Genomic DNA, 17,088 nt, shown 5'->3' on the forward strand with positions numbered 1-17,088 from the left:
GAAAGAAGCGAGATTATAGGGGATCTATGGCCCAGCTGTCAAATACCCACCGGTAATTATTTGGCGCTCAGGCGCTGCTTGGCGGTCTCGGCGGCCGTCGAGTCCGGATATTGCTTGATCAGGTCCTGCAGCGTCTTCTTGGCGGCCTTGTCCTTCAGCTCGGTCTGGCAGCTGGCGATGTTCAGCATGGCGTCCGGGGCTTTCGGGCTGTCGGCGTAGTTCTTCAGCACCACCAGTTGGGCCGCGATGGCGCTCTTGCAGTCGCGCTGGGCGAAGTAGGAGTTGCCGAGCCAGTATTGCGCGTTGGGCGCGTAGCTGGAGCCTGGGTAGCGCTGCACGAACTCCTGCAGGGCGGTGGCGGCAGCCTTGTAGTCGCCGCCGGTGAACAGCTTGGTGGCCGCTTCATAGCTGCGCTGCTCGCCCGGGTCGACCTGCGAGGTCTTGCCGTCGATGGTCACTTCGCGCGGTTCCAGCTTGCGCAGGCGCGCGTCCAGGTCGACGTAGAAGTCCTTCTGGCGCTTCTGGGTGTTGGCGATGTCGTTGGCCAGCACTTCGATCTGGCCGCGCAGCTGCGAGATCTGCTGTTGCAGCTGCTCGTTCTGCGAGATCATGTCCAGCGTGCTGGTCTTGTCGGATTTGGTGTCGATGCGGGCGTTCAGTTCGGTACGCATGGCTTCGACCTTGGCGCGCAGGTCGAGCAGGGCTTTACGGGCTTCGTCGTCGTCGAACAGGCCGGCATGGGCTTGCAGCGGCAGCCAGATCGTCGCGGCCAGCAGGGCGGCGCTCAGGCCGGTTTTGGTCAGTTTCTTCATGTCGGGCGCTTTCACACAAATCTAAATGGAAACGGGGCAGGGCGCGGAATACTCCGCGCGCCGCCCCGTATTATGCCTGTGACCCGGCAAAAGGGTAGTGCTTTTGATTACTTGTAGACGATGTCAGCACGACGGTTTTGTGCCCATGCTTCTTCGTTCGAACCGGTGGCCTTTGGTTTTTCTTTGCCCAGCGACACGGCTTCGATCTGCGATTCCGGCACGCCCAGGGCGGTCATCGACTTGCGCACGGCTTCAGCGCGCTTCTGGCCCAGGGCCAGGTTGTACTCGGCGCCACCGCGTTCATCGGTGTTACCTTGGATCAGGATCGAGCGGGCTTTGTTTTTGACCAGGTAGGCCGAGTGGTTTTCCACCACCGATTTGCCATCGGCGCGCACGGCGTAGCTGTCGAAGTCAAAGTACACGCTGCGCTGGGCCAGCACGCCTTTTGGATCGTCCAGCGGATCCAGCGATTTGGTTTCCACTGGGGCGACGGTACGGGTGTCGGCTTGCGGGGTGACGGCTTTTTCAACTGGACGCTCCACCACTGGTGCTGGCTCCGACACTTTGACTGGGGTCGAGCAAGCGGACAGGATGGCGGCGGTGGTAACGGCAAAAGCTAAGCTGCTGAGTTTACGCATAATGATTCTCCTGGTAGTGAAACGCAATTACTGCATGAACGGACCCCAGGTGGGCTCCTTGATATTGCCCGCCTGAGTCGTCAGGCGTTGCTTTACACGTCCGTCGACCGAAACCACGGCCAGCGACTTGCGGCTGCCTGATTGGGTGGCGTACATGATGTATTTGCCGTTGGGGGCAAAGCTTGGTGATTCGTCGCTGGTGGTGTCGGACAGGCGCTGCTCCTGGCCGCTGGCCAGGTCCAGCACGTACAGCTGGAAGTTGCCGTCGCGGCGAGAGATGTAGGCCAGGGTCTTGCCGTCGGCCGAGATGCGCGGGCTGATGTTGTAGCTGCCGCCGAAGGTGACGCGCTTGGCATCGCCACCGTCCGGATTCATGCGGTAGATTTGCGGGCCGCCGCTGCGGTCACTGGTGAAGTAGATGCTCTGGCCGTCGGCCGACCATTGCGGTTCGGTGTCGATGCCGACGCTGTTGGACGCGCGGCGCAGGCCGCTGCCGTCGGCGTTGACGGTGTAGATCTGGGTATGGCCGTCTTTCGACAGCGCCACCGCCAGCTTGTTGCCGCCCGGCGCCCAGGCCGGCGCCGAGTTGCTGCCTTTTTCGTTGGCCACCACGGTGCGCGCGCGGGTGATCAGGTTCTGCACGTAGACCACCGGCTTTTTCTGTTCAAACGACACGTAGGCCACCTTGGTGCCGTCCGGCGACCACGACGGCGAGATGATCGGCTCGTTCGAGCGCAGCGCCAGCTGTTCGCTTTCGCCGTCGGCGTCGGCCACCATCAGCTGGTAGTTGCGGCCTTCCTGTTTGACGTAGGCGATGCGGGTCGAGAACGCGCCCTTGATGCCGGTCAGCTGGAAGTAGACGTCGTCGGCGATCAGGTGCGCCGACAGGCGGGTGAACTGGGCGGTGACGGCCTTGTCCAGGTTGGAGATCTTGGCCTGCTTGACGGTGTCGAGCAGCTTGTAGCGCACGTCGTAGCGGCCATCGGCCAGGGCGTCGACGGTGCCGACCACCAGCGCATCGGCGCCCTTGGCTTTCCAGCCGCTGTAGTCGATGTTGTTGACGTCGGTGATCACGCCGGCGTCGATCACCTTGAAGGCGCCGCTGCGCTCCAGGTCGGCCTTGATGATTTCCGAGATTTTTTGCGGCGACACGCCTTCGTTGGCGAAGCCGGCCACGGCCACCGGGATCTGGTTGCTGCCGACGCCGGAAATTTCAATCCGCATCTGGGCCTGCGCGCTGCCCATGGTGGCGGCGATGACCAGGCCGGTGTAGAGCATGTTCAGTTTTTTCATATCAGTGCATATCCTTCAGCTTGAAGTCCAGGTTAATTTCGCGCTCTACCGTACCATCTTTCTTCTTGGGTAGTGGTGACGATTTGGCAATCGCGTTTTCAATCGCATTATCATAGGCGGTCGAGCCGCTGCCCTTCACCTTGCGCGTGCCGATGATTTCGCCGGTCGGCAACTGGGTAATCACGTAGCTGGCGGTCAGGCTGTCGTCCTCGGAGCCGTACACCAGGTTGCTCTTGATCTTGGCCTTGATCGCGGCCGCGTAGCCGCCGTCGACCCGGCCGCCGGTCGATTGGGCGGCGGTGCCGGTGGTGCCTTTGGCGGCGGAACCGGTGATGCGGCTCATCTCGGCGGCGAAGGCCTTGTCCTTGGCGGCCTTGTCGGCTTTTTCCTTGGCCAGTTTTTCAGCGGCGGCTTTTTTCTTCTCTTTCTCGGCCAGGGCTTTTTCCTTGGCTTCTTCCTCGGCCTTGTCCTTGGCGGCTTGCTCTTCCTTGGCTTTCTGGTCAGCCTTTTTCTTGGCTTCCAGCTTGGCCAGCTTCTCGTCGGCTTCCTTCTTCAGGCGTGCCTGTTCCAGCTTCTCCAGACGCTCTTCTTCCTTCTTCTGGGCCTTGATGCGTTCCAGGGCGATTTCCGGATCGATCTTCGGCACCGGCGGCGCTTCCACCGGTGGCGGCGGGGCTTTCTCGACCGGCTGCGGCGGTTCAGGTTCCGGCTCGGGCGCCGGGTCCGGCGTTGGCGCCGGTGGCGCCGCGTCCTGCACCTTCATGTCCCAGATTTCGGCCTGGACTTCGGTCGGTTCATTGTTTTGCCAGCTCACGCCCACCCACAGGAACAGCAACAACAGCGCGTGCATCGCCACGGCCAGCAGGCCGGAGCGGAAGCCATTGTGTTGTCGCGGAACCTTGTACGGACCGCCTGCGGTTGCGGGTTTCATCGTTTGCACAGTGGTTTACTTGGTGGACAGGCCTACGCGGGTGATGCCCATTTTCTTTGCTTCGGAAATCAGCTGGATCACGTCGTCGTACTTGCTTTCCTTGTCGCCGGCGATCAGCACCGGATAGTCGGGATGGTCGTTGTGGATGGTGCGCAGCTTCTTGACCAGGGCGTCGCGGTTGGGCGCGGTTTCCGGCGCGTCTTCATCCTTGCCCTTGACGCCGATCGACAGCGCGCCGTTCGGCTTGAGCACGATCTGCACGTAGTCGCTAGGCGGCTTGGTCGATTTTTCCGCGCGCGGCAGGTCGACCACGCTTGGGTCGTTAGCCGATGGCATGACCATGAAAATAATCAGCAGCACCAGCATGACGTCGATGTACGGCACGACGTTGATCTCGGACTTGAGTTTGCGGGTGCGGCCGCTGCGCATGCCGCCGGAGAAGGAGGAAGCCATGATGATTAACGCGATTGACGTTGCAGAATGTTGGAGAACTCTTCGACAAAGCTCTCAAAACGGATCGCCAGGCGGTCCACATCGTACGAGAAACGGTTGTAGGCGACAAACGCCGGAATCGCTGCGAACAGGCCGATGGCGGTGGCGATCAGCGCTTCGGCAATGCCGGGCGCGACGGCGGCCAGGGTGGCCTGCTGCACGTTGGCCAGGCCGCGGAAGGCGTTCATGATGCCCCACACGGTGCCCAGCAGGCCGATGTACGGCGACACGGAGCCGACCGACGCCAGGAAGGCCAGGTGCGCTTCCAGCGCATCCATCTCGCGCTGGAAGGCGGCGCGCATGGCGCGGCGGGCGCTGTCGAGGATGGCGCCGGTGTCCATGGTTTCGCGGCTAGCGGTGTAGGCGGCCTTGGACTTGATGAACTCGCCCATGCCGGCTTCAAAGATGCGCGCCAGCGGGCCGCTGTTGGCGCGGTCCTTGCCGGCGTTCTGGTACAGCGCGTGCAGGTTGCCGCCGGCCCAGAAGGTTTTTTCAAATTCCACCGTCAGCCGGCGTGCCGATTTGATCGCGAACAGCTTGCTGAAGATATAAGTCCAGCTGGTCAGCGAGATGATGAACAGCAACGCCATGATCAATTGCACGATCACGTGCGCATGGAGGATGAGGGACAGGAAAGAAAGGTCTTGAGTGACGTTCATTGTTTATCAGTCGGTTTGGGTGGTGACACTGGTGTTACGCATTTTGTCGGCGACGATGGCCGGCACGGCGCGCGGACGCAGGGCAGAATCGACGCAGCCTACCTTCACGCGCGCCGTGTTCAGCAGTTGGTCGCCGCACCACGCTTCCTGGAAGAAAACGAGGGAGGCGCGGCCAAATTTTTCAATGCGAACTGTTAATCTTAGTTCATCATCCAGCTTCGCAGGCGCATGATACTCCGCGTTGACGCTTTTGACGACGAACAAGGTATCGTGCTGTTCGAGAAGTGTGTGCTGGTTCACATCAAGCGCGCGCAGCCACTCGGTACGGGCCCGCTCGAAGAATTTGAGGTAGTTTGCGTAATAGACGATACCGCCGGCGTCGGTGTCCTCGTAATAGACCCGGACGTTCCAGATGAAATCTGCTGACATGCTGTTTTGACTACTTATAAGAGTGAGCAACATTCTACGCGAAATTGGCGTTTTGGTTGAATTTTATCAACTACTTACAACCTGCCAAGTATTGTAACAACCCTTTACCAATTATTTCAGGAATGAACTGGGTTATAAGCCTTTCTTAAGCCAAGGACGGGATAGGTAAAGCTCGCTTTTACCCCGCACGACGGTCCGTCGCGGGGTCTGACCCCTTGGGGGCAGACCCCTCTATCGCGGTGGGGGTTAAGTGCGTTTGATATTCAAGGGGCCGTAACCCTGGCACGTGGGCATCATGTCAATCCGGTTGATGTTGACATGCGGAGGGAGGGTGGCAATCCAGTACGCCGTGTTGGCAATATCTTCCGCCGTCAGCGGCTGCGTGCCCTCGTACACCTTGGCCGCCGCCGCGTCATCCTTCAGGCGCACGTTGGAGAACTCGGTGCCGCCGCACAGGCCCGGCGCCAGGTTGGTGGCGCGCACGCCGGTGCCCACCAGGTCGGCGCGCAGGTTCTGCGTGAACTGGTCGACAAACGCCTTGGTCGCGCCGTACACATTGCCGCCAGGGTAGGGCGTCGAGCCGGCGATCGAGCCCAGGTTGATGATGGTGCCGCTGTTGCGCTCCACCATGCCAGGCAGGATGGCGCGGGTCATGGCCACCAGGCCGCTGACGTTGGTGGCGATCATGGTGTCCCAGTCTTCCAGCGACGAGGTGTGCGCTGGCGTGACGCCCAGCGCCAGGCCGGCATTGTTGACCAGCACGTCGATGGCGCGCCATTCCGGCGGCAGGCCGTCCAGCGCGGCCTTGATCGAGGCTTTGTCGGTGACGTCCAGCACCACCGGGCGCACGGCGTCGCCCAGTTCGGCCGTCAGCGCCTGCAGGCGGTCTTCGCGGCGGCCGCTGATCAGTACCTTGTGGCCGTTGCCGGCGAATACGCGCGCCATCGCGGCGCCGAAGCCGGCGGTGGCGCCGGTGATGAAGACGATCATGATCAGTCCTTAAGGTGAGTGGAGAGGTGGACAAAATTGTAGCCGCAAATGAGTAATATAGTTGTCTTGCCTTTAATGCAACCTATGTTCTTGCTCAAATCTGGCGCATAACTTACAATTTGGGTTCCATTACGTCTCACGTAACTGGCGAAAAGCTGGTGTGATCTTCAAAACTGCCTCAATATGGTGCGTTTTGGTCAGTCGGCGAAAGGTGGGCATCCACCGGGAAACGTGAGATTTCAACAGCCGTTCGCCTGGGCAGCCCTCGATGGAAAGCACGAAGAGGCTGCCGGTCCGCTATGGCTTCTCTCTTTCGATCCAACTGCCAGAAACAAGTTACTCATTCGATTGGAGTTTTTTCATGTTCGCAAAAGATCACACCCTCGCCAGCGTTGACCCGGAACTGTTCGGCGCCATTCAAAACGAAAACACCCGCCAGCACGATCACATTGAACTGATCGCGTCGGAGAACTACACCTCGCCAGCCGTAATGGAAGCGCAAGGCTCGCAACTGACCAACAAGTACGCCGAAGGCTATCCAGGCAAGCGCTACTACGGCGGCTGCGAATACGTCGACGTCGTCGAGCAACTGGCGATCGACCGCGTGAAGAAACTGTTCGGCGCGGAAGCCGCCAACGTGCAGCCTAACTCGGGCTCGCAGGCCAACCAGGGCGTGTTCTTCGCCGTGCTGAAACCAGGCGACACCATCATGGGCATGTCGCTGGCCGAAGGCGGCCACCTGACCCACGGCATGCCGCTGAACATGTCCGGCAAATGGTTCAACGTCGTCTCCTACGGCCTGACCGCTGCGGAAGACATCGACTACGACGCCATGGAAGCGCTGGCCAAGGAACACAAGCCTAAGCTGATCATCGCGGGCGCCTCGGCGTTCTCGAAAAAGATCGACTTCGAGCGCTTCGCTGCCGTCGCCAAGTCGGTTGGCGCCTACTTCATGGTCGACATGGCGCACTACGCCGGCCTGATCGCCGCCGGCCTGTATCCAAATCCAGTGCCGCACGCCGACTTCGTTACCTCGACCACGCACAAATCGCTGCGCGGTCCACGCGGCGGCATCATCCTGATGAAGGCCGAGCACGAGAAAGCCATCAACTCGGCGATCTTCCCTGGCATCCAGGGCGGCCCGCTGATGCACGTGATCGCTGGTAAGGCGGTGGCGTTCCAGGAAGCGCTGCAGCCGGAATTCAAGGAATACCAGCAGCAAGTGGTGAAGAACGCCGACGTGCTGGCCAAGACCCTGATCAAGCGCGGCCTGCGCATCGTGTCGGGCGGCACCGAGTCGCACGTGATGCTGGTGGACCTGCGTCCGAAGAACCTGACCGGCAAGGAAGCGGAAGCGATCCTGGGTTCGGCCCACATCACCACCAACAAGAACGGCATTCCTAACGATCCGCAGAAGCCATTCGTGACTTCGGGCATTCGTCTGGGTTCGCCAGCGATGACCACCCGCGGCTTCAAGGAAGCGGAAGCGGAACAAGTCGGCAACCTGATCGCGGACGTGCTGGATAATCCACACGACGCGGCCACCATCGAGCGCGTCAAAGCGGCGGTGAAGGTTCTGGCTGACAAGTTCCCGGTCTACGCCAAGTAATTGCAGTACCGTGACGCCGGCCTGTGCCGGCGTCACTTGACCAAAGCGCTTATATGAAATGTCCGTTCTGCCAGCATGAAGACACCCAGGTTCTCGATACGCGTGTATCGGAGGAGGGGGATGCCATTCGCCGGCGTCGGCGCTGCGGCAAATGTGATAAACGATTTACCACGTATGAGCGCATCGAGCTGGTGATGCCGTATGTGGTCAAGAAGAACGGCAGCCGTACCGAGTACACGGCGGCCAAGCTACGCGGCAGCCTGGAACTGGCCTTGCGCAAGCGTCCGGTGGCGGCGCCCGCGGTGGATGCGGCCATCGCGTCGATCGAGGAAAAATTGCTGACCAGCGGTCAGCGCGAAGTGGACACCGGCTACATCGGCGAACTGGTGATGCAGGAATTGCAGCTTCTCGATAACGTGGCGTACATCCGCTTTGCTTCCGTCTATAAAAATTTCGAGGATCTGGCCGAGTTCCAGAACGCCATCGCCGAAGTCGGCAAGCCGGCGCGCAAGTGATGCCACTGCTGACACACCTTTGATACACCTCATATTCTCATCAATAAGCACTGCTAACTTCTGACGTAGTCTTTACGACTTGTGGAGGTGTGTTGTGCGCGCCCGTGGCTTTACGCTGCTGGAAATCCTGATCGCCGTGCTGGTGCTCGCGCTGGGCATCGTCGGCGGCGTGGCCTTGCAATTGGCGTCGTTGCGGGCACGGCACCAGGCGGCGCTGGTGTCGCAGGCGACGCAGATGGCGAGTGCGCTGGCCGAGCGCATGCGCATCAATCCTTCGCAGGCCGATACCTATCTCACCCTCAATTACGACGCTTATGCCGAGCCTTCGCCTGTGGCGCCGGCGGTGCTGTGCCATGTCGGCGCTTGCGCGGCGGCGCAGCTGGCGCTGTCCGATTTGTACGAGGCCAAACAGCAGGTGCGGCTGCAGCTGCCGGCAGGGCGCGTGGTCATCTGCCGCGATGTAGGCTTGTGGAGCGGCGGCAAGCTGCGTTGGTCTTGCGATGGCGGCTCGGCCGCGCCGGTGGTCGTCAAGGTGGGCTGGCGTGGCAAGAATCCGGACGGCACGCCGTTGAAGGATGTTGACGGCGATTACGTGCCCGGCGTGGCGCTGGCGGTGGGAGCATCGCCATGAAGCGCAGCGCTGACGGCTGGGGCATGATCGAATTCCTGGTGGCGATTGCGCTCGGCTTGCTGGTGACCCTGCTGGCCAGCGGGCTGCTGGCGGCGTCCGGCAGCAACTACCGCAACCACAGCGACAATATGTGGCTCACCGACGGCGGGCGTTATGCCTTGCAGGTGATGGCGCAGTCGATACGCCAGAGCGCTTACGTCAACTGGGATCAGGATGTGGCGCCGCCGGAGCTGGACGCGAATGCGCCGGCATCGGTTGCCGGACTGGATGCGGCCACCATTACGCGCAGCAGCGAAGGCATCAGCGAGCCGCTGCCAGCGGTGGCGAACGGCAGCGATGTGCTGGCGCTGCGCTTCACCGGTTCAGGCGCTGGCGCGACCGGCGACGGTTCCAGCGTCAACTGCGCCGGCTTTGGCGTGGCTGGCGAAACGCGCGGCTGGAATATTTTCTATGTCGGCGCGGATGCCGGCGACGAGCCGGAACTGCGCTGCAAGTATCGCAGCGCATCCGGCTGGGGCGGGGATGCGGTGGTTCGTGGCGTCGATTCGTTCCAGGTGCTGTATGGCGTCGATACGGATACGCCGCTGGATGGCGTGCCGAATGTCTATCTGAACGCGACGGCCTTGAAGGCGCTCGATGATCCCGCCGCGTCGGACTTCAATCAAAAAACTTACTGGAAGCGCGTGTGCAGCATCCGGCTGGCTTTGCTGCTGCATGGCGATGGCAACTCGCGCGCGGATACGGTCAACACTCGCTTCGATCTGTTTGATGCGGCGTATTCCGATGCACATCCGGAGGATGTCGGCGTGCGCGTGGTGGAAGATCGTTTGCCGCCATTGCAACGCCTGCGCGCGCGGCGGCTGTTGAGCATGACCGTGGCTTTGCGTAACCGGGATGGATGAATCATGCGGCGGCAGCGAGGGATTGCGTTGTTGGTCAGCCTGATGTTGCTGATTATGGTGATGCTGCTGAGCGTATCGGCAGCGCTGTTGTGCCTGCAAGGCGAGAAGGCTGCGCGTGGCGAGCGTGATCGGGATGTGGCGTTTCTGACGGCGGAGGATGCCTTGAAGGATGCGGAGCGGGACATTCAGAACAGCAGCGATCCTTCGCGGCGCGCGGCGTTTGATGGTGGCGATGCTTTTGGCAAGGCATGCGGCGCCGGCGGCGTGGGCTTGCGCGCGCGAGCGTTGGCGGGCGAGGCGGCGGTATGGCAGGTGGTGGATTTGTCGGGCAAGGAGGATGGTGGCGCGTGCACGGTAACGCACGGTGCTTATACCGCAGCCGCCATGCCGACCGGAGAGGGATTCCTGCCGTTCAAGAAGCCGCGTTATTTGATCGAGCGGATGGCGTGTCACCAGCCAGGCGACGACGCGTCGGCCAGTGCGCCGCCGCAGTACTGTTACCGCGTAACCGCCATTGGCTTCGGCGCGAATCCGGAGATGGAGGTGGTTTTGCAAAGCGTCTTCAGCAAGCCGGAGGAGAAGCCATGAGCGTGTTTTGGATATTGTTGTTGCTGGCGGTGGGCGCGCAGGCCGCGCCGCCGGTGCTGGATATCGATAGCTTGCCGGTGACTGCGGCGTGCAGGCCGGGCAAGGCGCTGGCAGGACAGACGGATGGGCCGATGTTGTTGCGGCCCACATCGTCGGCTGTCGCGCCGCCTGCTGTACCGCCGGCCGTGCCCACGGCCACCGCCGGCGATCTGTACCAGTCCACGTCGGACATCGGCGATTGGAGCGGGCATTTCTCGCGCTATGTGCTGGCGGCAGGTGCGGCGGGCGCAGGCACGGTCTCCACTTTGGCATGGGACGCGGGAGCAATCCTCACTGGCAGCGCCGCGCGCGCGCCAGCTCCGCTTCCAGAGCAACGCAACATCTACACCGCCATCATTCAGCCGACTGGCGCTGGCGATGTCGCCATTCGCGTGGTCCGCCCTGTCCGCCGCGCAGCAAGCGCTGCTCAACCTTGACGACGGCGCCGGCGAACAGCGGCTGGCCTACCTGCGCGGCGACCGCTCGCTGGAAGGCAAGCAATTCCGAGTCCGCAGCAGCGTGCTGGGCGACGCGGTGCACAGCACGCCAGTCTATGTCGGTGCAGTCGATCACCGCGAAGCTGTCTACCTCGGCGCCAACGACGGCATGCTGCATGCGTTCGACGCCATCAGCGGCGTCGAACTGTTCGCCTACGTGCCGGATGCCTTGATCGCGACACTGCATCACCTCACCAATCCAGCCTACGTGCACCGTGCTTATGTCGATGGACCGGCCAGCGTCGGTGAAGCGCGCATCGGTGTCGACAAAAAGACCGTACTGCTGTCCGCCATGGGCGGCGGCGCGCGGGGCCTGTTTGCGCTCGATGTGACCGATCCGCTGCACTTTGCGGACGGCCTTGGCGTGTTATGGGAATTCACCGAGCGCGACGATCCTTTCATGGGCAATGTCATCACCATGCCGCAGGTCGCGCAAGTACGTGTGTCGGCTGGCGTGGTGCGGAGCTTTGCCGTCGTCGCCAGCGGCATCAATAGCGATGGCGAGGGCAAAGGCGCGCTGTTTCTGCTGGCCCTCGACAAGCCGCGCGGCGAAGGCTGGAAAATCAACGGCAACTACTACCGCATCACGACGCCGGTTGCGGAGGCCACCCTCGCCAACGCGCTGAGCGCACCAGTGCTGCTGAATGAGCGCGACGGCGCTTTGCAATACGCGTATGCCGGCGATCTGCAAAGCAATCTCTGGCGCTTCGATTTCAGCGGCAACGCGCCGTGGAGCAAGGCAGTTGGCAGTCCCTTGTTTGTCGCCAAGGATGCCAAGGGTCATCGCCAGCCGATCACGGAACAGCCATTGCTGGCCTACGCGAAAGTGCGCGGCTACGTGGTGCTGTTCGGCACGGGGCGGTTGATTGAGAAGGCGGATCGCAGCACCTCGCCGGTCACACAGTCCTACTATGGCGTCATCGACAGCCTGCAAACGCCGCAAGAGGTCATCACCGGCAGGAGTCAGCTAACGCCGCGTTTCCTTGATGGCAGCGGTGCGCTCCTCGGCATCACCGGCGTTCCGATGGCGTCGGAAAGCAAAGGCTGGTACGTTGATTTCGTGCAGGGCACAGAGCGCAGCATCAATGCCGGTGTGCTGTCCGATGGCGCCGTGCTGTTCAACACCGTGCTGCCGGGCACGGACGTGTGCAGCGCGACGCGCAGTCGCAGCTATGCGCTCAATGCGCTGACCGGGCTGCCGGACAGCGACAGGTTCACCGCCATCCTGCCTACCAAGGATGCGATCGTTGGGCTGATGCTGCCGGACTACATGCCAATGCCCTTGCTGCTGCCGCAATCGGCAACGCCAGGCCCGCGTGACCCGACGGGGCGCATCGTGCAGAGCAAAGACGCCGCGCTGCTGCAGGTTGGCGAAGCAGGGAAGATATCGACCATCGGCAGCATGAAGGCGGCGCGCCGCGCCGGCCGCCTGAGCTGGCGCGAGATCGCCAACTGGCGCGAACTGCACGAGGCCGCAAAATGAAGCGCGCCGGCTTCAGCTTGATCGAGTTGCTGGTGGCGCTGGTGATCCTCGCCGTGGTGGCTTCGCAGGCCATGCCGGCTTATCAGAGCCACATGACCCGCACCCGGCGCGGCGAAGCGCAATCGGCCCTGCTGAAACTGATGATGCAGCAGGAGCGGTTTTACACGCAGAACAACACCTACATCGCCTTCTCGTCCGCCAGCGCCGAGCCGGAAGCCAGACACTTCCAATGGTGGAGCGGCGCCAGTCCGCAGCGCAGCGCGTATGAAATCGAAGGCAAGGCCTGCGACGGCGAAGAGATAAAGCAATGCGTGCAAATCATCGCCAAGCCAGGCACCGAACTGGTCGATCCGCACTTCCACGACGAAGACTGCGGCCGCCTGACGCTGACCAGCACCGGCCTGCGCCTCGCCAGCGGTCCGGCTACAGGGTGCTGGCCATGAGTCGCCGTTCGTCCGGCTTCGGGCCGCTGCCGCCTGCCTGCACGACAGCCGGTCGCAGCGCCGGCATCACACTGATCGAGTTGTTGACCGTCCTGGCCATCGCCGGCGTGCTGCTCGGCGTCGCCGCACCGTCCTTCCACCAATCGCTACAACGCATGCGCCTGCAAGCCGCCACCAACGACCTGCAGGCCGCTATCGACCTGACACGCTCCCAAGCCATCACACGTGGCGGCCAAGTGCTGATGGCGCCGCTGGGCGACGAGTGGCAAAGCGGCTGGGCAGTCTTCCTCGACCACAACGGTAACCGCCGTCCCGATCCCGGCGAACCGCTGCTGTACCGCCACGACCCGCTGCCTCCCGACATCAGCATCACCTCCAAATTCACCTCCGGCAACGCGCCAGCCTACCTGGCCTACAACGCCGCCGGGCGCACCTGCAGCGCCGCCAGCAGCCTGACCGCCCGCTGGGGCACCATCTCCCTCACCCAAGGCAACAACACCCGCAACCTCAAAATCAACATGCTGGGCCGCGTACGCGTCTGCGATCCGGCAACCTCTGACGACTGCTCAGGAGCCGCCGATTGAACAAGCCTTTATAATGGCGCGAAATCTATTTCGGCAGGGGCAACGTGGATATCAGTAACGATCTTGAAGGCATGGCGCTGGCGCTGGAGTGGGCGGCCAAGGGGCTGTATTCGACCGCGCCTAACCCGCATATCGGTTGCGTGATCGTGCGCGATGGCCGGGTGATCGGCGCCGGCGTCACGCAGCAGGCCGGCAGCGATCATGCTGAAATCCAGGCGCTGAAAGACGCCCAGGCGCGCGGCCATGATGTGCGCGGCGCCACCGCCTATGTCACGCTGGAACCGTGCAACCACCACGGTCGCACACCGCCGTGCTCGGATGCGCTGGTGCGCGCCGGCCTCGGCCGCGTGGTGGCGGCGATGGAAGATCCGAATCCGCTGGTCGCCGGACAAGGCCTGGCCAAGCTGGCCGCCAACGGCATCGAGACCAGCGTCGGCTTGCTGGCCGAGCAGGCTTATGAATTGAATATCGGCTTTTTCTCGCGCATGACGCGCGGCCTGCCGTGGGTGCGCATGAAAACCGCCGCCAGCCTGGATGGCATGACGGCGCTGCACAACGGCGTCAGCCAGTGGATCACCGGCCCGGAAGCGCGCGCCGACGGCCACCACTGGCGCGCCCGCGCGGACGCCATTCTGACCGGCATCGGCACCGTCAAGGCCGACAATCCGCAGTTGAACGTGCGCGCCGTAGAAACGCCGCGCCAGCCGCGCCGCATCGTGGTCGACAGCAGGCTTGATATTGACCTTTCCGCCAAGATATTGGAAGGAGGCGGGACGTGGATCGCCGCCGCCGTCGCCCATCCCGAGAAGGAAGCCGCGCTGGCCGCCGCCGGCCACGAGGTCATCATGTTGCCCAACGCCTCCGGCAAGGTCGACCTGCCGGAGCTGATGCGCGAGCTGGGCCGCCGCCAGATCAACGAGCTGCACGTCGAAGCCGGCGGCAAGCTGAACGGCTCGCTGATCCGCGAAGGCTGCGTCGATGAACTGCTGGTGTACCTGGCGCCGGCGCTGATCGGCGACGCGCAAGGCATGTTTTCGCTGCCTGCGCTGACCGACCTGTCAGGCAAGAAGCACTTGAAATTTCACGAGGTTAAGCAGATCGGTGAAGATTTGCGTATCCTTGCCCGATTCACTCATTAGGAAAAGCTATGTTTACTGGTATCGTCGCCGCTGTCGGCAAAATTGAATCCGTCAAGCCGCTGGAAGGCGGTTCGTTCGCAGGCGTGCGCCTGGACATCAACGCCGGCGGCCTGCCGCTGGCCGACGTCGGCCTGGGCGACTCGATCGCCATCAACGGCGCCTGCATGACCGTGGTGGAAAAGGACGCCACCAACTTCCGCGTCGACGTCTCGCGCGAAAGCCTGAACAAGACCGTCGGCCTGGACACCACCACCGAAGTGAACCTGGAAAAAGCGCTGACGCTGAACGAGCGCCTCGGCGGCCACCTGGTGTCCGGTCACGTCGATGGCCTGGGCGTGGTGCGCAAGTTCGAGCCGGTCGGCGAATCGTGGGAGCTGGTGGTGGAAGCACCGCACGACCTGGCCAAGTTCCTGGCCTACAAGGGCTCGATCGTGGTCAACGGCGTGTCGCTGACCGTCAACCGCGTGACCGATATCGGCGCCGGCGCCGACCTGGTGTGCCAGTTCTCGATCAACCTGATCCCGCACACCATCGCCATGACCACTCTCAAGCACCTGACGGTGGGCGCCAAGGTCAATCTGGAAATCGACCTGATCGCCCGCTACGTCGAGCGCATGGTGTCGGTCGGCGCGGCCGGCAAGTAATTACTTCACCAGCGACTGCAGGGTCGCGCGCACGCCGCTGCGCGTGATCGCCATCCACACGCTGTTGTAGGTGGTGACCATGCGGGCGTGCTGCGTCAGCTTCAGCCCGCGGAAGGCGCTGATGTCGAGGATCGCCGACGGCGGTCCGTTGCGCACCAGCGACCAGTCCGCGTTGCTCAGGCGCGGCTCGTTCACCTCGTAACGGTTGCCGCGCGCATCCAGTCCATTCAGATACAAACGGAAGCAAGCCAGCAGGAAGGCCACGCGGCGGCAGTTGAAGCCGCGGCTCAACATCGCCTTGACGGTGGCGGTGTAGAACACGGGAATCTTGGCGGCGCCGTCGTGCGCCACGCGCGTCAGCTGGTCGGCAATGGCCGGATTGTTGAAGCGTTCCAGCACGCTGTTCTTGTAGTCGTCCAGTACCAGGCCTTCCGGCACATCCAGCAGCGGCATGGCGTCGTGTTCCATGAAGTTGTGCAGCAGCGTGTGCAGTTCTTCGTCGGCCATCGCTTCCGGCACCGTGCGGTAGCCCAGCAGCAGGCCCGGATAGGCCAGCATCATGTGCGAGGCGTTCAGCATGCGGCCTTTGATGGCTTCATGCTGCGTCACATCGTCCAGCAATTCGACGCCGGCGGCGGCCAGGTCGGGACGGCCGGCGCTGAAGCGGTCTTCGATCACCCATTGCGTGTAAGGCTCGGCCAGCGCCGGCATCTGGTCGTTGACGCCGCTGGCGCTGTTCAGCGCTTCCGCCTGCTCGGCCGGAATGCCGGGCGCGATGCGGTCCACCATGCTGTTGGGGAAGGCGACTTCGGCGGCGATCCAGTCGGCCAGTTCCTCGTCCACGGCCTGGGCATAGCTCAACACGGCCAGGCGCGCGGTGTCGCCGTTGTGGCGCAGGTTGTCGCAGGAAACCACGGTGTAGCCGCCCACGCCGTTGGCGCGCCGGCGGCGCAGCGATTCGACGATGTAGGCAAACGCGGTACGTGGCGTGCCGCCAGCCAGTTCGGTGGCGACCTCGGGCGCGCTCAGGCGGAATTCGCCGCTGGCTTCGTTGATGTTGTAGCCGCCTTCGGTAATCGTCAGCGTGACGATGCGGATGGCGGGATCGCTCAGGCGTTCCAGCACTGCTTCCGGATCGGCCGGCGCATGCAGGTAATCGATCATGGCGCCGATGACGCGCGCATTGGCGCTGCCGTCGGCGCCGGTTTCGGTCACGGTGTACAAACCGTCCTGCTCGGCAAAGGCGGCGGCTTTGGCTTGCGCCTGTTCGCTGTCGCCCAGACCGATGCCGACGATGGCCCATTCCTCATGGCCCGGCAGGTGCAGGCATTGGTCGATGTACGCGGCCTGGTGCACACGGTGGAAATTGCCGACGCCGATGTGGGCGATGCCGGCCTTGAGCTTGCTGCGGTCGTAGCCGGGCAGGGCCAGTTCGGGATTGTGGTGTTGCAGGGCGTCCAGCGTGGCGCTGGACAGCGGGGTCGTGTTCATCATCGGAACCTCCATTTCATCACCAGTACGGCGCAGGCCAGCACGAGGGTGATGCCGTTATTGATGGCAATCGGCCAGGCCTGGATGCTGATGCCATAGATCAGCCATAGCAGGACGCCGAAGCAGAAGACGCAGTACATGCCGGTCGAGACGCCTTCCGCGGAGCGGCGGCGCCAGATGAGCACCACCTGCGGCACAAAGGCGAAGGTGGTGCAGAAAGCGGCAATCAAGCCGAGAAGGTTGGAGTCAATTTGCATGGTTCTCCTTTCGTTTAATTAA

Annotated in this window: 21 protein-coding genes and 1 riboswitch; of the genes, 11 read left to right on the plus strand and 10 right to left on the minus strand. The window is 62.8% G+C overall.

Going from position 1 to position 17,088, the window contains the following annotated elements:
- Positions 1-56 precede the first annotated feature (56 nt).
- The 8 genes from ybgF to GJ698_RS25330 form a co-directional block, all read right to left on the minus strand.
- A complete protein-coding gene (ybgF, locus tag GJ698_RS25295) occupies positions 57-812 on the minus strand; it encodes a tol-pal system protein YbgF (protein ID WP_154360637.1) in 756 nt (251 codons plus the stop codon).
- 107 nt (positions 813-919) lie between these two features.
- On the minus strand, positions 920-1,450 hold the full coding sequence (gene pal / locus GJ698_RS25300; protein ID WP_154360638.1) for a peptidoglycan-associated lipoprotein Pal: 531 nt from the start codon (positions 1,448-1,450) through the stop codon (positions 920-922).
- Positions 1,451-1,477: 27 nt separating this feature from the next.
- Positions 1,478-2,743: a Tol-Pal system beta propeller repeat protein TolB gene (gene tolB / locus GJ698_RS25305; RefSeq protein WP_154360639.1), complete on the minus strand. Its 1,266-nt coding sequence runs from the start codon at positions 2,741-2,743 to the stop codon at positions 1,478-1,480.
- 1 nt (position 2,744) lies between these two features.
- Positions 2,745-3,674: a cell envelope integrity protein TolA gene (tolA, locus tag GJ698_RS25310; RefSeq protein WP_154360640.1), complete on the minus strand. Its 930-nt coding sequence runs from the start codon at positions 3,672-3,674 to the stop codon at positions 2,745-2,747.
- A 15-nt stretch (positions 3,675-3,689) separates the two neighbouring features.
- Positions 3,690-4,127, minus strand: a complete 438-nt coding sequence (locus GJ698_RS25315) for an ExbD/TolR family protein (RefSeq protein WP_154360641.1) — start codon at positions 4,125-4,127, stop codon at positions 3,690-3,692.
- 5 nt (positions 4,128-4,132) lie between these two features.
- Positions 4,133-4,825: a protein TolQ gene (gene tolQ, locus GJ698_RS25320; RefSeq protein WP_154360642.1), complete on the minus strand. Its 693-nt coding sequence runs from the start codon at positions 4,823-4,825 to the stop codon at positions 4,133-4,135.
- Between the two features lie 6 nt (positions 4,826-4,831).
- Positions 4,832-5,254 (minus strand): tol-pal system-associated acyl-CoA thioesterase, encoded by a 423-nt coding sequence (ybgC, locus tag GJ698_RS25325; RefSeq protein WP_154360643.1) that lies wholly within the window; start codon positions 5,252-5,254, stop codon positions 4,832-4,834.
- 246 nt (positions 5,255-5,500) lie between these two features.
- Positions 5,501-6,244 (minus strand): SDR family NAD(P)-dependent oxidoreductase, encoded by a 744-nt coding sequence (locus GJ698_RS25330; protein WP_154360644.1) that lies wholly within the window; start codon positions 6,242-6,244, stop codon positions 5,501-5,503.
- A 130-nt stretch (positions 6,245-6,374) separates the two neighbouring features.
- Positions 6,375-6,511: riboswitch (ZMP/ZTP riboswitch) on the plus strand.
- 94 nt (positions 6,512-6,605) lie between these two features.
- Here GJ698_RS25330 and glyA point away from each other — a divergent pair.
- The 11 genes from glyA to GJ698_RS25380 all read left to right on the plus strand — a co-directional run bounded on the left by glyA (position 6,606) and on the right by GJ698_RS25380 (position 15,318).
- Positions 6,606-7,853 carry a serine hydroxymethyltransferase gene (glyA, locus tag GJ698_RS25335; protein WP_154360645.1) on the plus strand — a complete coding sequence of 416 codons (1,248 nt, stop codon included), beginning with the start codon at positions 6,606-6,608 and terminating at the stop codon, positions 7,851-7,853.
- A 53-nt stretch (positions 7,854-7,906) separates the two neighbouring features.
- The gene (gene nrdR / locus GJ698_RS25340; protein WP_154360646.1) at positions 7,907-8,368 is read left to right on the plus strand and encodes a transcriptional regulator NrdR; all 462 of its coding nucleotides are present in this window, start codon (positions 7,907-7,909) and stop codon (positions 8,366-8,368) included.
- Between the two features lie 94 nt (positions 8,369-8,462).
- A complete protein-coding gene (gene pilV / locus GJ698_RS25345; protein WP_371865435.1) occupies positions 8,463-8,999 on the plus strand; it encodes a type IV pilus modification protein PilV in 537 nt (178 codons plus the stop codon).
- Positions 8,996-9,901: a PilW family protein gene (locus GJ698_RS25350; RefSeq protein ID WP_154360648.1), complete on the plus strand. Its 906-nt coding sequence runs from the start codon at positions 8,996-8,998 to the stop codon at positions 9,899-9,901. Before pilV ends, GJ698_RS25350 begins: the two co-directional genes overlap by 4 nt.
- 3 nt (positions 9,902-9,904) lie before the next feature.
- Entirely contained in the window at positions 9,905-10,489 is a 585-nt protein-coding gene (locus tag GJ698_RS25355; RefSeq protein ID WP_154360649.1) for a pilus assembly PilX family protein, read from the plus strand.
- Positions 10,486-10,965, plus strand: coding sequence for a hypothetical protein (locus GJ698_RS30555; RefSeq protein WP_166454945.1), 480 nt, complete (start codon positions 10,486-10,488; stop codon positions 10,963-10,965). The genes GJ698_RS25355 and GJ698_RS30555 overlap by 4 nt, the downstream gene beginning before the upstream one ends.
- The gene (locus tag GJ698_RS25360; protein WP_166454946.1) at positions 10,907-12,508 is read left to right on the plus strand and encodes a pilus assembly protein; all 1,602 of its coding nucleotides are present in this window, start codon (positions 10,907-10,909) and stop codon (positions 12,506-12,508) included. Before GJ698_RS30555 ends, GJ698_RS25360 begins: the two co-directional genes overlap by 59 nt.
- On the plus strand, positions 12,505-12,951 hold the full coding sequence (locus tag GJ698_RS25365; RefSeq protein ID WP_154360651.1) for a type IV pilin protein: 447 nt from the start codon (positions 12,505-12,507) through the stop codon (positions 12,949-12,951). Before GJ698_RS25360 ends, GJ698_RS25365 begins: the two co-directional genes overlap by 4 nt.
- Positions 12,948-13,535 (plus strand): GspH/FimT family pseudopilin, encoded by a 588-nt coding sequence (locus GJ698_RS25370; protein WP_154360652.1) that lies wholly within the window; start codon positions 12,948-12,950, stop codon positions 13,533-13,535. The genes GJ698_RS25365 and GJ698_RS25370 overlap by 4 nt, the downstream gene beginning before the upstream one ends.
- Before the next feature lie 44 nt (positions 13,536-13,579).
- Complete coding sequence (gene ribD / locus GJ698_RS25375; protein ID WP_371865436.1) at positions 13,580-14,674, plus strand: bifunctional diaminohydroxyphosphoribosylaminopyrimidine deaminase/5-amino-6-(5-phosphoribosylamino)uracil reductase RibD; 1,095 nt, start codon at positions 13,580-13,582, stop codon at positions 14,672-14,674.
- 8 nt (positions 14,675-14,682) lie between these two features.
- Positions 14,683-15,318 (plus strand): riboflavin synthase, encoded by a 636-nt coding sequence (locus GJ698_RS25380; protein WP_154360653.1) that lies wholly within the window; start codon positions 14,683-14,685, stop codon positions 15,316-15,318.
- Here GJ698_RS25380 and GJ698_RS25385 read toward each other — a convergent pair whose 3' ends face one another.
- Together GJ698_RS25385 and GJ698_RS25390 are read right to left on the minus strand one after the other, a co-directional pair.
- Positions 15,319-16,812 carry a mannitol dehydrogenase family protein gene (locus GJ698_RS25385; RefSeq protein WP_229260164.1) on the minus strand — a complete coding sequence of 498 codons (1,494 nt, stop codon included), beginning with the start codon at positions 16,810-16,812 and terminating at the stop codon, positions 15,319-15,321.
- Positions 16,809-17,066 (minus strand): SemiSWEET transporter, encoded by a 258-nt coding sequence (locus GJ698_RS25390; protein WP_154360655.1) that lies wholly within the window; start codon positions 17,064-17,066, stop codon positions 16,809-16,811. Before GJ698_RS25390 ends, GJ698_RS25385 begins: the two co-directional genes overlap by 4 nt.
- Positions 17,067-17,088: the final 22 nt, after the last annotated feature.

The organism is Duganella aquatilis, from assembly GCF_009674565.1.
GTDB lineage: Bacteria > Pseudomonadota > Gammaproteobacteria > Burkholderiales > Burkholderiaceae_D > Rugamonas > Rugamonas aquatilis.